The sequence below is a fragment of the Micromonospora sp. NBC_00389 genome (assembly GCF_036059255.1).
In the GTDB taxonomy this organism is placed as follows: domain Bacteria; phylum Actinomycetota; class Actinomycetes; order Mycobacteriales; family Micromonosporaceae; genus Micromonospora.
The window spans coordinates 2,316,484-2,331,308 of the sequence record NZ_CP107947.1; the positions used below are offsets into that span (position 1 = coordinate 2,316,484).

Consider the following 14,825-nt stretch of genomic DNA (forward strand, 5'->3'; position numbering starts at 1 on the left):
GTACGACCGATCCGGCCGCTCCGGCGCCGCGGGTTAACCACCCGTGGGGCCGGAGCGGCCGATCGCGCGCCACGGTGACCGGGCCAGTCCGGCTCGGTCAACGGCAGCTACGCTGCACCATCGCTCGCACTCCAGGAGGTTGCGCTGAGACTCGAACTGCGCGGCATCACCAAGAGGTTCGGTGATCTGGTCGCCAACGACCACATCGATCTGACGGTCGAGCCTGGAGAGATTCACGCCCTGCTCGGCGAGAACGGCGCGGGCAAGTCGACCCTGATGAACGTCCTCTACGGGCTCTACCAGCCCGACGAGGGCGAGATCCTGGTCGACGGCAAGCCGCTGAAGCTGAAGGGCCCGTCCGACGCGATCGCCGCCGGGATCGGCATGGTGCACCAGCACTTCATGCTGGTGCCGGTCTTCACCGTGGCGGAGAACATCATGCTCGGCGCCGAGCAGGTCCGGGGCGGCATCGCCGGCTTCCTGGACCGGCGGCGGGCCCGGCGCGAGGTCGCCGAGGTGTCCGAGCGCTACAACCTGCGGGTCGACCCGGACGCGGTGATCGAGGACCTGCCGGTCGGCATCCAGCAGCGCGTCGAGATCGTCAAGGCGCTCACCCGCAATGTCGACCTGCTCATCCTGGACGAGCCGACGGCGGTGCTCACCCCGCAGGAGACCGAGGAGTTGCTGACGGTCATGCGGTCGCTCAAGGCCGCCGGCAAGTCGATCGTCTTCATCACCCACAAGCTCGGCGAGGTCAAGGCGATCGCCGACCGGATCACCGTGATCCGGCGCGGCAAGACCGTCGGCACCGCCCTGCCGGAGGCCAGTCGCGACGAGTTGGCCGCCCTGATGGTCGGGCGCAACGTCCGGCTCACCGTGGAGAAGTCCCCGGCCACGCCGGGCGAGCCGGTGCTGGAGGTGGCCGGGCTGGTCGTCGACGACGACCGGCAGATCCGGGCGGTCGACGGCGTGGACCTGACCGTGCGCGCGGGCGAGGTGCTCGGCGTGGCGGGCGTACAGGGCAACGGCCAGACCGAGCTGATCGAGGCGATCATGGGCCTGCGCCCGTTGCTCGCCGGCACGGTCAGCCTGGCCGGCGACCGGATCGACGGCTGGAAGACCAAGAAGGTGCTCCGCGCCGGCGTCGGCTACGTGCCCGAGGACCGCAGCGTGGACGGCTTGGTCAAGGAGTTCAGCGTCGCGGAGAACCTCGTGCTGGACATCTACGACCGGCCGCCGTTCGGCGCCGGGCTCGCGCTCAAGCCGGACGCGATCGCGACGTCGGCGAAGGAGCGGATCGAGCAGTTCGACGTGCGCACCTCATCGGCCGACGCGCCGGTGGGCACCCTCTCCGGCGGCAACCAGCAGAAGGTGATCGTGGCCCGGGAGATGTCCCGGCCGCTGAAGCTCTTCATCGCCGCCCAGCCGACCCGCGGCGTCGACGTCGGGTCGATCGAGTTCATCCACAGCCGGATCATCCGCGAGCGGGACATCGGCACCGCCGTCATGGTGGTCTCCAGCGAACTCGACGAGGTGATCGGGCTGGCCGACCGGATCGCGGTGATGTACCGGGGCCGCATCATCGGCATCGTCGGCCCGGACACCCCGCGCGAGGAGATCGGCCTGCTGATGGCCGGCATCAGCCCGGACGCGCTTCCCGAGCGCGGTGCGGACGCCGCGCCGACCGACGGCACGGCGACCGGCGGCACGGCTACCGGCGGAACGGCCACCGACGGTGCGCCGACCGACGGCCCGGTGACCGACGGGGGCCCGGCGAGCGCCGCACGCCCCGCGAGCGAGGACGAGGAATGAGCGACCCCAACCCGCAGTCCGGCTCGCCGGACAAGGAACCGGCGAGCGAGGCGCAGGCCGCGCAGACCGCTCTGGGCAACACCGAACAGGCCGAGTCGGCGACCGCGCCGGGCCGGCCGACGCCGGAGCCGAAGCCCGCCCTGGGCCGGCTGTTCCTGGACAACCTCTGGGCGGCCAACACCTTCACGGTGACCCTGCTGTCGCTGGTGCTGGCGATCGTGGTCGGCGCGGTCTTGATGATCATCTCTGATCCGGACGTGCTCGCCACCTACTCGTACATCACCTCCCGCCCGTCCGACGCGCTCAATTCGAGCTGGACGCTGGTCAGCGAGGCGTACGCGAACCTGTTCAAGGGCTCGATCTTCGACCCGGAGGCGTTCTCCGGCTGGCTGAACGGCACCAACGGCTGGGAGGCCGTGCTCGCGCCGATCTCCGAGACGCTCACCTACAGCGCGCCGCTGGTCTTCACCGGCCTGTCGGTGGCGCTGGCCTTCCGTGGCGGCCTGTTCAACATCGGCGCCCAGGGCCAGGCCACCATCGGCGTGATCTTCGCCGCGCTGGCCGGCTTCCTGCTGCCGCTGCCGCCCGGCCTGCACCTGCTGGTGGCGGTGCTGGCCGGCGCTCTGGGCGGGGCGATCTGGGGCTTCATCCCCGGCATCCTCAAGGCCCGTGCCGGTGCGCACGAGGTGATCAACACGATCATGCTCAACTACGTCGCCACGTACTTCCTGACCTGGCTCATCGTGCAGAACGGCGTGCAGGATCCGACCCGCACCGACGCGATCAGCAAGGCGGTGGACAGCTCCGCGCAGCTGCCCCGGCTGCTCGGCGACAACCTGCGGGTGCACGCCGGCATCCTGCTCGCCGTGCTGGCCACCTGGGCGGTCGCCTGGCTGCTCAACCGCTCCACGCTCGGCTTCGAGCTGCGCGCGGTCGGTGCCAACCCGGACGCCGCCCGCACCGCCGGCATCAGCGTCACCCGGACGTACATCCTGATCATGGTCTTCGCCGGGATCCTGGCCGGTCTCGGCGGCTCGAACATGGTGCTCGGCTCCACCGCCAGCGCGTTGACCCCGCTGGTGGTCGCGCAGATCGGCTTCGACGGCATCCTGGTGGCGCTCCTCGGGCGGGTGAAGCCCTGGGGGGTGTTGCTGGCGGCGCTGCTGTTCGGGGCGCTACAGGCCGGCGGCAACCGGATGCAGTCGTACTCGGGGATCTCACTGGAGCTGGTCACGGTGCTCCAGGCCCTGATCGTCATCTTCATCGCCGCGCCCGCCCTGGTGAAGGCGATCTTCCAGCTCCGGGCCGCACGAGCAGCCCGGTTGCAGACGAGCCTGGCGAAGGGCTGGTAACTCATGTCCACCATGGCTGTCCCCGACGTGGCGGTCGCCGCGGTCGACGAGGGCTTCTGGACCCGGAACCGCAAGGTCGGCCTCGTGCTGCTCGCGCTCGGCCTGCTCTCGGCGGTGCTCTTCGGCGCGCTCGCCACCGACCAGCAGGCCCGGTTCACGCTCAGCGATGACGCGGGCGGCGCCGCGCTGGAGATCAACGGCACGATCGGGGCGATCCTGTTCGGGATCATCGCGATCGCCGCCGGCGCGGCCCTGCTCGCCGGGGTGCCCAAGCGCTGGTTCACCACCGTGCTCGGGGTCGGGCTGATCGGCTTCGTCCTGTCGTTCCTCTGCTGGCAGGTCTCCGCCGCGCCGACCGGGCAGAACTTCATGCCGCTGGTCAACATCATCCGGGGCACCTTCATCCTGGCTCTGCCGCTGATCTTCGGTGCGCTGGCCGGCGTGCTCTGTGAGCGTTCCGGTGTGGTCAACGTGGCCATCGAGGGGCAGTTGCTGATGGGCGCGTTCAGCGGCGCGCTCTTCGGCAGCATCTCCGGCAACGTCTGGGTGGGCCTGGTGGCCGCCGCCCTCGGCGGCGCGTTCATCTCGCTGCTGCTGGCCATCTTCGCCATCCGCTACCTGGTCGACCAGGTGGTCATCGGCATCGTGCTGAACCTGCTCGCGGTCGGCGTCACCGGCTTCCTCTACGAGCGGCTGATGCAGACCAACATCGAGCGGTACAACAGCGCTCCCCGGTTCAGCAACTGGGAGATCCCGCTGCTCAAGGACATCCCGGTGCTCGGCCCGGCGCTGTTCCGCGGCAACATCTTCCTCTACCTCGGCCTGCTCCTGGTGCTGGTGATCCACATCGCGCTGTTCCGCACCCGGTGGGGGCTGCGTACCCGCTCGGTCGGTGAGCACCCGACCGCCGCCGACACGCTCGGCGTCAAGGTGCTGCGGGTGCGGTACCGCAACGTGCTGCTGGCCGGTGTGGTCGCTGGCATCGGCGGTGCCTCCTACACGCTGGCGCTCTACTCGTTCACCAAGAACATGATCGGCGGCAAGGGCTTCATCGCGCTGGCCGCGCTGATCTTCGGCCGGTGGAACCCGACCGGGGCGCTGCTCGCCGCGCTCTTCTTCGGCTTCGCCGACCAGCTCGCCACCTATCTCGGTGCGATCAACAGCGCGATCCCCAGCCAGTTCCTGGCCATGCTGCCCTACCTGGCGACGATTCTGGCGGTGGCCGGGCTGGTCGGCCGGGTCCGGGCACCGGCCGCCGACGGCAAGCCGTACATCAAGGGCTGACGCCCGGTGGCCGACGCGGCGGGGCCGAGGTGGTCCCGCCGCAGGCCACGATGGCGGTGCGGCAGAATGATGGGATGACCGAGATCGACTGGGCGCGCCTGCGCGCCGCCGCCACGGATGCGATGCGGCACGCGTACGCGCCGTACTCGACGTTCCCGGTCGGTGCGGCCGCTCTGGTCGACGACGGCCGGGTGGTGGTCGGCTGCAACGTGGAGAACGCCGCGTACGGGGTGACCCTCTGCGCCGAGTGCGGGGTGGTCTCCAGCCTGCACGCCACCGGCGGCGGTCGGCTCGTCGCGCTCTCCTGCGTCGACGCCACGGGTGAGCCGCTGATGCCGTGCGGCCGGTGCCGGCAGCTGCTCTGGGAGCACGGTGGGCCGGAGTGCCTGATCGAGACCAGGGACCGCCCGCTGCGGATGGCCGAGCTGCTGCCACACGCCTTCGGCGTGGAGGACCTGGAGGCGGTGACCGGCGAGACGCCGGTGCCGGTGGTTCCGGAGCGGCTGGCCGCCTGGCGTGGACGCGGCACCGTCTTCGTACACCCGGACATGTCCGCCGGGCAGCAGGTCTGGACGGCGTACTGGGAGCGGTCGGCCGGGGACGACGCGGGCGCCGAGACCGGTGTGCTGGAGGAGGCCCCGAGCTGGGACGACCCCGCAGAGGCGATCACCTGGGGAATGGCCCGGACGCCCCGGGTGGTGGTGGTCGACGCGACCGGGACCATCTTCTGGGCCGGCGAGGGTGAGCCGCCGATGGAGATCCCGGTTCGCTGGTCTTGATCTTTGTTGCTGGTTGCGCTTGGGGCCGGGGCCGACCGTGCCCGGCTCCGGGCGGTCAGGCTTGATCCCTCCGCCGGGCACGGTCGGCCCCGGCCCCGTCGTGGGCACGGCCGTACGTCGGTCACGGTTGCGGGCCGGTATCTCGATACGACTAGAGAGATCTTCTGATGAGTAGTGGTTTTGCTGCTGTTGATGTCATTCGGGTGAAGCGGGACGGGGGTGTGCTGTCGGACGCCCAGATCGACTGGGTGGTGGACGCGTACACCCGGGGGGTGGTCGCCGACGAGCAGATGTCGGCGCTGGCCATGGCGATCCTGCTCAACGGCATGACCGGGCCGGAGATCGCGCGGTGGACCGCCGCGATGATCGCCAGCGGTGAGCGGCTGGACCTCTCGGCGGTGCGTCGCCCGACCGTCGACAAGCACTCCACCGGCGGCGTCGGGGACAAGATCACCCTGCCGCTCACCCCGCTGGTTGCGGCGTGCGGCGCGGCCGTGCCGCAGCTGAGCGGGCGCGGCCTCGGCCACACCGGCGGCACGCTGGACAAGTTGGAGTCCATCCCGGGCTGGCGGGCCGCGCTGAGCAACGACGAGTTCATCACGCAGCTCGGCGACGTCGGCGCGGTGATCTGCGCGGCCGGCGCCGGGCTCGCCCCCGCCGACCGCAAGCTGTACGCGCTGCGCGACGTGACGGGCACGGTGGAGGCGATCCCGCTGATCGCCAGCTCGATCATGAGCAAGAAGATCGCCGAGGGCACCGGGGCGTTGGTCCTCGACGTCAAGGTCGGCTCCGGTGCCTTCATGAAGTCCGTCGACCAGGCCCGCGAGCTGGCCCGCACCATGGTCGAGCTGGGCGGCGCGCACGGCGTCCGGACGGTCGCCCTGCTCACCGACATGTCCACGCCGCTCGGCCTGGCGATCGGCAACGCGGTCGAGGTGACCGAGTCGGTCGAGGTGCTGGCCGGTGGCGGGCCGGCCGACGTGGTGGAGCTGACGCTGGCCCTGGCCCGGGAGATGCTCGACGCGGCCGGCCTGCCGGACGCCGATCCGGCGGCGGCGTTGCGGGACGGCCGGGCGATGGATTCCTGGCGGGCGATGGTCCGGGCGCAGGGCGGCGACCCGGACGCGCCGATGCCGGTCGCCCCGGAGGTCGAGGTGGTCCGCGCCGAGCAGGACGGGCACGTCGCGGCCGTCGACGCGTACGCCATGGGGGTGGCGGCCTGGCGGCTCGGCGCGGGCCGGGCCCGCAAGGAGGACCCGGTGAGCGTGCCGGCCGGGGTGGTGCTGCACAAGCGGCCGGGCGACCCGGTACGGGCCGGCGACGCCCTCTACGAGCTGCGCGCCGAGGACCCGGCGCGGATCCCGGCGGCGCTGGCAGAGGCTGCCCGTGCCGTGCGGATCGCGCCGACCGCACCAGCGGCGACGCCGTTGGTCATCGAGCGGATCGGCTGACCAAGCGCGGAGTCGGGGTGGCATGGTGCCTGTCACCAGGGGGCGCTATTCTCGCAGGCCAAGGGGGATAGCCGGCCTTGAGCCGTCGCGAGCAGACAGGAAGACTCCGCCGTGACCGTACCTGCCCCCAACCCCCGTGAGGTGCGCGAGGCGAGCCTGGACGAGCTGTCCCGGCTCGGCCTGCCGTTGCCGCCGGCCCAGTTCCCGCTCGTCTGGGAGCCGGGTGACAAGATCGAGCTGCGCCCCACGGCGGAGATCGAGGCGCGGATCGCCGTGCTGCACCTGATCCTGGCCCGCTGCTTCGGGATGCCCCCGCAGGCGGCGATGAGCTGGCTGCTCGGCTCGCACCTGGTCGAGATGGTCACCCCGCCGGAGTGGCAGTTCGTGATGGGCGGCAAGGGCGACCACCGCTCGTTCGTGCTGCACCACGACGCGCTCTTCGCGCTCGCCTGGGTGCTCGGGCTGACCAAGCAGCTCGACCCGACCCTTGCCGTGGACGAGCAGCTGATGGAGCGGTTGCCGCACATCGCCGCGGGGGAGATGTTCCCGCACTGGCGATCCCGGATCCTCACCGCGCCGCAGCACCCCGCCGATGTGGCCGCCCTGCTCGACCTGCACTACTGCCTGGACTGGGCGTACCTGGAGACCGAGCGGAGCGGCCGGCCGGTGCCCGGGCTGGTCGACGCGAACGCGATCGGGCAGCGGCGTTGGGCGCTGGAGTGGGCGGTGATCCTGCGCGGGCCGTACCACGACGAGCCCCCCGGCTGGGAAGAGGTCGACCTCTCCACCTGAGCGGCCGGGTCGGGTGCCGGCACGGGAAGCGGCGGGTGGTCAGCGGGGCATCGGGCGCCAGACGGTCAGCCGCACCGCGACGGTCACCCGTACCGGCTCGGCGAGGGCCGTCACCCGGGCGGCGAGCCCGGCCGGGTCGGTGTGCCAGGCGCTGGGGCCCATCCCGACCAGCGTCGCGACCTCCGGGCCGGTCAGTGCCAGCTCCCGCCGGTGCACGGTCGACGTCGCCGGGGTGAAGTGCCCCCCGAGGCTCTCGGCGACCCGGTCGGCCTTGGCCGGGTCCACCCGCAGCAGGCCGAGGGCGCCGACCAGTTCGGTGAGGTGGTCCTCGGCTGGCGTCACCACGAGCAGGGACCCGGCCGGGTCGAGCACCCGGTGGAACTCCGCCCCGTTGCGCGGGGCGAAGACGTTCAGCAGCACGGCCGTGCCGGCGTCGGCCAGGGGCAGCCGCTGCCAGGTGTCGGCGAGCGCCGCCGCCGCGCGCGGGTGCGCCCGCGCGGCCCGGCGCAGCGCCGGCTTCGACACGTCCAGGGCGAGACCCGCGGCGTCCGGCAGCGCCGCCAGCACCGCCGCGAGGTGCCGGCCCGTCCCCGCCCCGGCATCCACCACCAGGGGGTACGACCCGACGGCGCGCTCCCCGGCCATGTGCTCCTCGGCCAAGTGCTCCCCGGCCAGGTGCTCAAGGGCCTGTGTCGCGGCGGCGGCGAGGGCGGTCGAGATCAGGTCGTAGTGGCCGGCGGAGAGGAAGTCGGCGCGGGCGGCCACCATCTCGGCGGTGTCCCCGACGTGCGGGGCGCGGCCGGCGAGCAGGTTCACGTAGCCCTGGCGGGCCACGTCGAAGCTGTGCCGGCGCGGGCAGCGCAGCGCGCTGGCACCGCCGGCGGCGACCTCGGCCAGCGGCTCGGCGCAGACCGGGCAGCGGAGCCGGTCGACGATGCGGGGGTCCACGTCAGGCGTCCAGGTAGGTCAGCACCGCGCGGACCCTGCGGTGGTCGTCGTCGCAGTCGCGCAGGTCGAGCTTCGCGAAGATCGAGTTGATGTGCTTGCTGACCGCCTTCTCGGTGACCACCATGCGCTGGGCGATCGCGCCGTTGGAGCGTCCCTCGGCCATCAGCGCCAGCACCTCGTGCTCGCGCGGGGTGAGCCGGCGCAGCGGTGCGGCCCGGGCGGGCCGGGCCAGCAACTGCGAGATCACCTCGGGGTCCATCGCCATCCCGCCGTCGGCGACCCGGTGCACCGCGGCGACGAACTGCGTCACGTCGGCCACCCGGTCCTTGAGCAGGTAGCCCACCGCCCCGGCGCCGTCGGAGAGCAGCTCCCGGGCGTAGAGCTGCTCGACGTACTGGGAGAGGACCAGCACCGGCAGGCCGGGAAGCCGTTCCCGGGCGGTCAGCGCGGCGCGCAGCCCCTCGTCGGTGTGGGTCGGCGGGAGGCGGACGTCCACCACCGCCACGTCGGGACGGTGCTCCAGCAGGGCGGCGAGCAGTTCGTCGCCGGTCTCCACGGCGGCCACCACCTCGTCGCCGTACGCGGTGAGGAGGCGGATCAGCCCGTCGCGCAGCAGTGCCAGGTCCTCGGCGATCACGACTCGCACGGCAGCTCCACGTCGACCACGGTAGGCCCACCGGCCGGCGAGCTGATCCGGACGCGGCCGTCGAAGACGGCGAGCCGCTGGCGGATGCCGGCCAGCCCGGTGCCCCGCTCCGGGTCGGCGCCGCCCCGGCCGTCGTCGGAGACGGTCAGCCGGACCGTCGTGCCGACCCGGCGCAGCCGCATCGCCACCCGCTCCGCCCCGCTGTGTCGGGCCGCGTTGGTGAGCAGCTCGGCGGCGGTGAAGTAGAGCGCCGACTCCAGCGGGGGTGCCAGCCGATCGGGCAGGTCGACGTCCAGGTCGACCGGCAGGGCCGCGCCGAGGGCGAGGGCGGCGAGGCCGCCGGCGAGCCCTCGGTCGGCCAGCACCGGCGGGTGGATGCCGCGTACCACGTCGCGCAGCTCGGACAGGGCGGTGCCGGCGCTCGTACGGGCCTCGGTGACCAGCCCGCGGGCTGCCTCCGGGTCGCGGGCCAGCAGCTCCTCGGCGAGGCCGAGGTTCATCGCCATCGCGACCAGCCGCGCCTGCGCGCCGTCGTGCAGGTCCCGCTCGATGCGGCGCAGCTCGGCCGCCTGCGCGTCGACGCTCTGGGCGCGGGTGTCGGCCAGTTCCACCACCCGCTCGGCGAGGGCAGCCCGGGCGGTCGGCGCGAGCAGCGCACGGGTCAGAGCCTCGTCCAGGTGGACCAGCCCCCGGGGCAGCCAGTACGCCCCGACCCCCACCAGCAGCCCGAGCACCACGGCCAGCCCCGCGTTGCCCAGTGAGTCGATCGGCAGGCCCAGGTAGTTGTCGACGGCGCCGGGCGCCACGGTGTGGATCGCCGGCATGGCGAGGCCCTGCGCGGCGCCGAGCCAGATACCCACGGCGAGCACCACGGCGACCGGGGCGTAGGCGAAGTGGGCGAACAGGAACGCGAGGTCCCGGTAGGTGGCCGGGTCGCCGGCCATCGTCCGCAGCCGGGCCGTCAGCCCGCCCGACACCGGCCGGTACGCCGACCGGATCGGCGGGTCGGGCACCCGGTGACGCTGCCGCTCCAGCAGCGCCCGGGTGCCGGTGAGGGTGCGGTCGAGCAGAGGCAGGCCGACGCCGAGCAGGCTGAGCCCGGCGGTCAGGAGTGTGGCCAGCGCGAAGCCGATGCCCGCGCAGGCCAGCCCTGCCGTGACGGCCAACTGGTTCAGCTCGCCCCAGGCCCGCCGCACCCCGCTCATCGGGCCATTGTCCCAGCCGTCACGGCGTCCGCCGCCAGCGCGGGGGCCGAGGCCGTGTCGCCCGCCGGCAGGGTGGCCGCACCGGGCTCGGGACGGGTACGGGCCGGCCAGAAGGCCACCCGGCCGGTGAGCGCGGTCGACGCCGGCACGAGCAACCAGGAGAGCCCGAACGTGGCGATCAGTACGCCGACGGCGACGGCGAGCCCGATCTGGGCCATCATCGGCGACGCCACGAGCACCCCGAAGCTGCCGGCCAGGATCACCCCGGCCGCGGCGACGGCGGGCCCGGCCCGGCGTACCGCCTCCTCGGCGGCCTGGCGGGGCGAGCGTCCCGCGCGCAGCTCCTCCCGTAGCCGGGCGACCATCAGGATGTTGTAGTCGGTTCCGATCGCGGTGACGAAGAGGAACACGACCAGCGGCAGCTGGAAGTTGAGCCCGGACTGCCCGCCGAGGACCTGGAACACCAGCACACTGGTGCCGAGGGTGGCGGCGAAGCCGAGCGCGACGGCGGCGAGCAGTCCCAGCGAGGCGAGCAGGCCGCGCAGCATCAGCAGCAGGAGCAGCCCGATCAGCCCGGCGGCCACCGGGAAGACCAGCCGGAGGTCCTCGTCGAGCACGGTCCGGATGTCGGCGAAGGTGGCGGTCTCCCCGCCGACGTACACCTGGGTGCCGGGCGGCGCCGCGGCGTGCGCGGCCGGCCGCAGTTGGTGCTCCACCGCGTCCATGGCGCGCTGCGAGTACGGCGGCTCGGCGAGCAGCACCTGAACCTGGGCCACGTCCCCCTTGACCTCGACCCCGCCCGGTGCCGCCACGATGGGCACCTCGGCGAGCCGTGCGGCGAACCGTTCGGCGGCGATCGCGTCCACCCCGGGCCCGGTGAGGTAGACGACGGTCGGGGAGAGGGTCCCGGCCGGCAGCCCGGAGCGGAGCCAGTCCAGGGCCCGGGCCGACTCGGAGCCGGGCGGCAGCGCGTCGAGTTCGTAGCTCGGCCGGTGGTGCAGCGCGCCGAGGCCGAGCAGCCCGAGCGCGGCGACCGTGGCCAGCACGACCCGGGCGGGCCGGCGGGCGACCAGCCGGCCGGCGCGGGCCGCCAGACCGGTCGGCGCGGCGGCACCGTCACCCGGCGTCCCGCCGTCACCCGACGCGACCAGCTTCGCCGGCCAGTACGCCCGGCGGCCGAGCAGCGAGTAGACCGCGGGGAACAGCGTCAGCGCGGCCGCCACCATGAGCAGGACGGCGACGGCCAGGGCAGGCCCGAGCACCCGGAACGATGCCAGTTGGGAGAGCACCAACGCGCCGAACGCCACCGCCACGACCAGCGCGGACACGGTGACCGGGCCGCCGATGCGGCCGACCGCGTGGACCATCGCTGCGCGCCGGTCCTCGCCGGCCCGCAGCCGTTCCCGGTAGCGGAAGAGCAGGAAGACCGCGTAGTCGGTGCCGATGCCGAGCAGCACGACCGGGAGCAGGCCCGTGGTGGAGGCGTCCAGGGCGTACCCGAAGACCTTTCCGCCCAGCGCGAGCAGGCCGGTGGCGGCCTGCGCGACCAGCAGCACCAGGAACAGGTTGACCAGCGCGATCGTGGGGCTGCGGAAGACGACGAGCAGCAGGAGCAGGATCACCAGCATCATGGCGCCGTTGACGATCATGTCGAGCAGGAAGCTGTCGGCGGCGCCGGCCGCCTCCCCGGTCCAGCCGGCGACCAGTCCGCTGCCGGCCAGCGCGTCGTCGGTGGCGTCCCGAAGCCGCCCGACGGCCGCGATGGTGGTCTCCTCGTACGCGTCCCCGGACAGGCGGGCCTCGGCCAGCCGCAGCCGCCCGTCTGGTGCGACCGCGCCGGGGGTCACCTCGGTGACGCCGGCGACCCGTAGCTCCTGCGGCAGCCGGTCGATGCGGGCGCTGTCGTCGGCGGTCAGCGGGGCCCCGTCGGCCCGGCGGACGACCAGCACCGCGCTGCTGCCGGGCTGCGCGGGGAAGATCCGCGCCGCGATGCCGGCGGCCTGCGCGGACTCGTACCGGGCCGGCAGGAAGTCGGCCTGGCTGTCGGCGGGGGGCGGTCCGGTCGGCCCGTAGACGGCGAAGGTGGCGGCGGTGAGCGCGGCGATGGCGAGCAGCCAGCCGGCGATCACCCGACCCGGACGGCGGACCACCGCTGTGGCCAATGTGGTGAACACGTGCAACTCTCCCCGCGTCGGCTTCTGGTGATGCCGTTGACGCTAGGCAGCCGGACGGGTCACTTCGATGGTGCGCGTACGCCGGTCCGATGGTGGTGCCTGCACCACCATCGGTCACCGCCGCGCGTCGTCCGGGCCGGTCAGGTGGTCGACCACGCGGTGGGCCAGCGCGTCCAGCGCGACGATCTCGTCGGGGGTGAGCAGGTCGATGAAGTGCCGGCGGACCGCCGCCACGTGGCCGGGGGCCGCCGCCTCGATGGCGCGTCGACCCTCGGCGGTGAGCGCGACGACGGCGCCCCGCCCATCCGTCGCGCACTCCTCGCGGGTGACCAGGCCGCGCTGCTGCATGCGGGTCAGGTGGTGGGAGAGTCGGCTGCGTGACCAGAGCATCCGGTCGGCCAGTTCGCTGAGTCGCAGCCGCTGGTCGGGAGTCTCCGACAGGTCGGAGAGGACGTCGTAGTCGGGCTCGGAGAGCCCCGCGTCCCGCATCAGCTCGCGGGCCAGTTCCAGGTCGAGCAGGCGGCGCATCTGCCGGTAGCCCCGCCAGGCGCTCTGCTCCTGCTCGTCGAGCCAGTGTGGTTCGTCCATGCCGACCATCCTAGCCATCTGGTTGACATGTCATCAATCCACTGCCTAAGGTTGGTGACATGTCAACCAGATTGCCGGGCCGGCTGGTCCGCCTGCTGACCGGCCTCGTGTTGTTCGGCGTCAGCGTGGCCCTGATGGTCCGCGCCGACCTGGGCCTCGCGTCCTGGGACGTGCTGCATCAAGGGCTGGCCGAGCGGACCGGGCTGCCCCTCGGCCAGGTGGTGAACCTGGTCGCCGTGGTCGTGCTGCTGCTCTGGATCCCGCTGCGGCAGCGCCCCGGGGTCGGCACCCTCGCGAACGCGGTGGTGGTCGGGTTCACCGCCGACGCCGCGCTCGCCGTCCTGCCGCCGGTGACCCCGGTCGCCGGCCGGATCGGCCTGCTGGTCGCCGGCATCCTGCTCAACGGGTTCGCCACGGCCCTCTACCTCGGGGCCCGCCTCGGGCCCGGGCCACGCGACGGCCTGATGACCGGGCTGGCCGCCCGCGGCCTGCCGATCGGGCGGGTACGCACGGCCATCGAGCTCGGCGTGCTCGCGCTGGGCTGGGCGCTCGGCGGCACCGTCGGACCCGGCACTCTCCTCTTCGCCGTCAGCATCGGACCGCTGGCGCAGCGCCTCATCCCCACGTTCACCGTGCCGGCCCCGCGCCGGCCCGCCACCACAGGAGCGACACCGCCATGCCCTGCCTGACCGTCATCGTCGCCAGCACCCGGCCCGGCCGGGTGGGCCGCCGGATCGGCGACTGGTTCACCGCCATCGCCACCGCACACGACGCCTTCGACGACGTACGCCTCGTCGACCTCGCCGAGGTGGGCCTGCCCTTCCACGACGAGCCGCATCACCCCTCCGAGGGTCACTACCTGCACCGGCACACCCGGGAGTGGAGCGCCACCGTCGACGCCGGGGACGCCTTCGTCTTCGTCATGCCGGAATACAACTACGGCTTCAGCGCGCCGCTGAAGAACGCGATCGACTACCTCTACACCGAGTGGCAGTACAAGCCGGTCGGCTTCGTGAGCTACGGCATGACCTCGGGCGGCCTGCGCGCGGTCCAGATGATCAAGCAGGTGGTGACCACCCTCAAGATGATGCCGGCCAACGAGGCGGTGACCGTGTTCCTGCGGGAGGCCCTAGACGATGCCGGCGAGCTGGTGCCGAACCCGGCGCGTGATGCCGCCGCCGAGGTGATGCTCGGCGAGCTGGACCGGCTCGCCGCCGCCCTCGCCCCGCTGCGGGTGCCGGCGTGAACGCACGGCTGTGGGAGCTGTTCGGGGAGCGGGGCCGGGGCGTGCTGGTCACCCTGCGCCGCGACGGGCGGCCCCAGCTGTCCAACCTCGACTACCTCGCCGAACCCGGCCTGATCCGCTGCTCCACCACCGGCGACCGGGCCAAGGTGCGCAACCTGCGCCGCGATCCCCGGGCCAGCCTGCACGTCACCACCGCCGACGGCGGGGCGTACGCGGTCGCGGAGGGCGTGGTCACATTCACCCCGCCGGCGGCGGCGCTCGACGACGCAGGCGTCGAGGAACTGGTCGAGGTCTACCGGCGGATCCGCGGCGAGCACCCCGACTGGGCCGAGTACCGGGCGGCGATGGTCGCTGACGGCCGGCTGGTGCTCCGGCTCGCCGTCGAGCGGGTGTACGGCTGGCGTCCCTGACCGGCGCCGGTCAGGCCATGCCGGCCGTTGCGGCCGGGCGACGCGGGGCGTCCGGCCGGACGGTGCGGAAGTTGGTGCCGGCGGGTCGCGGCACCGACCACCGGTCCGTGCCGGTCCCGTCGGCCGGCCCGGTGCGGC

The 14,825-nt window shown here is 73.3% G+C and carries 14 protein-coding genes; 9 read left to right on the forward strand and 5 right to left on the reverse strand.

Translation table 11 applies throughout. From position 1 onward, the window contains the following. Positions 1 to 204 precede the first annotated feature (204 nt). The 6 genes from OG470_RS11165 (at position 205) to OG470_RS11190 (ending at position 7,470) form a co-directional block, all read left to right on the forward strand. Positions 205 to 1,812: an ABC transporter ATP-binding protein gene (locus tag OG470_RS11165; RefSeq protein ID WP_328426291.1), complete on the forward strand. Its 1,608-nt coding sequence runs from the start codon at positions 205 to 207 to the stop codon at positions 1,810 to 1,812. Continuing rightward, complete coding sequence (locus OG470_RS11170; RefSeq protein ID WP_328423378.1) at positions 1,809 to 3,164, forward strand: ABC transporter permease; 1,356 nt, start codon at positions 1,809 to 1,811, stop codon at positions 3,162 to 3,164. The genes OG470_RS11165 and OG470_RS11170 overlap by 4 nt, the downstream gene beginning before the upstream one ends. A 3-nt stretch (positions 3,165 to 3,167) precedes the next feature. Further along, positions 3,168 to 4,448: an ABC transporter permease gene (locus OG470_RS11175; protein WP_328423380.1), complete on the forward strand. Its 1,281-nt coding sequence runs from the start codon at positions 3,168 to 3,170 to the stop codon at positions 4,446 to 4,448. 50 nt (positions 4,449 to 4,498) lie between these two features. Beyond that, complete coding sequence (locus tag OG470_RS11180; protein ID WP_386986656.1) at positions 4,499 to 5,227, forward strand: cytidine deaminase; 729 nt, start codon at positions 4,499 to 4,501, stop codon at positions 5,225 to 5,227. Between the two features lie 167 nt (positions 5,228 to 5,394). Beyond that, a complete protein-coding gene (locus OG470_RS11185; RefSeq protein ID WP_328423384.1) occupies positions 5,395 to 6,678 on the forward strand; it encodes a thymidine phosphorylase in 1,284 nt (427 codons plus the stop codon). Between the two features lie 111 nt (positions 6,679 to 6,789). Beyond that, a complete protein-coding gene (locus tag OG470_RS11190; protein WP_328423385.1) occupies positions 6,790 to 7,470 on the forward strand; it encodes a DUF4272 domain-containing protein in 681 nt (226 codons plus the stop codon). 39 nt (positions 7,471 to 7,509) lie between these two features. Here OG470_RS11190 and OG470_RS11195 read toward each other — a convergent pair whose 3' ends face one another. The 5 genes from OG470_RS11195 to OG470_RS11215 form a co-directional block, all read right to left on the reverse strand. Continuing rightward, positions 7,510 to 8,418 carry a putative RNA methyltransferase gene (locus tag OG470_RS11195; RefSeq protein ID WP_328423386.1) on the reverse strand — a complete coding sequence of 303 codons (909 nt, stop codon included), beginning with the start codon at positions 8,416 to 8,418 and terminating at the stop codon, positions 7,510 to 7,512. 1 nt (position 8,419) lies between these two features. Then, positions 8,420 to 9,064 (reverse strand): response regulator transcription factor, encoded by a 645-nt coding sequence (locus OG470_RS11200; RefSeq protein WP_328423387.1) that lies wholly within the window; start codon positions 9,062 to 9,064, stop codon positions 8,420 to 8,422. Further along, positions 9,052 to 10,269 (reverse strand): sensor histidine kinase, encoded by a 1,218-nt coding sequence (locus OG470_RS11205; protein WP_328423389.1) that lies wholly within the window; start codon positions 10,267 to 10,269, stop codon positions 9,052 to 9,054. The genes OG470_RS11200 and OG470_RS11205 overlap by 13 nt, the downstream gene beginning before the upstream one ends. Beyond that, the gene (locus OG470_RS11210; protein WP_328423391.1) at positions 10,266 to 12,443 is read right to left on the reverse strand and encodes an MMPL family transporter; all 2,178 of its coding nucleotides are present in this window, start codon (positions 12,441 to 12,443) and stop codon (positions 10,266 to 10,268) included. Before OG470_RS11210 ends, OG470_RS11205 begins: the two co-directional genes overlap by 4 nt. A gap of 114 nt (positions 12,444 to 12,557) precedes the next feature. After that, positions 12,558 to 13,031, reverse strand: a complete 474-nt coding sequence (locus tag OG470_RS11215) for a MarR family winged helix-turn-helix transcriptional regulator (RefSeq protein ID WP_328423393.1) — start codon at positions 13,029 to 13,031, stop codon at positions 12,558 to 12,560. A 41-nt stretch (positions 13,032 to 13,072) separates the two neighbouring features. Here OG470_RS11215 and yczE point away from each other — a divergent pair, with 41 nt between their 5' ends. From yczE to OG470_RS11230, 3 genes are read left to right on the forward strand one after another with little or no spacing between them, the layout of a single operon-like run. Continuing rightward, on the forward strand, positions 13,073 to 13,720 hold the full coding sequence (yczE, locus tag OG470_RS11220; RefSeq protein ID WP_328426293.1) for a membrane protein YczE: 648 nt from the start codon (positions 13,073 to 13,075) through the stop codon (positions 13,718 to 13,720). Next, positions 13,708 to 14,277: an NADPH-dependent FMN reductase gene (locus tag OG470_RS11225; RefSeq protein ID WP_328423395.1), complete on the forward strand. Its 570-nt coding sequence runs from the start codon at positions 13,708 to 13,710 to the stop codon at positions 14,275 to 14,277. Before yczE ends, OG470_RS11225 begins: the two co-directional genes overlap by 13 nt. Beyond that, on the forward strand, positions 14,274 to 14,687 hold the full coding sequence (locus OG470_RS11230; protein ID WP_328423397.1) for a PPOX class F420-dependent oxidoreductase: 414 nt from the start codon (positions 14,274 to 14,276) through the stop codon (positions 14,685 to 14,687). The genes OG470_RS11225 and OG470_RS11230 overlap by 4 nt, the downstream gene beginning before the upstream one ends. Positions 14,688 to 14,825 lie beyond the last annotated feature (138 nt).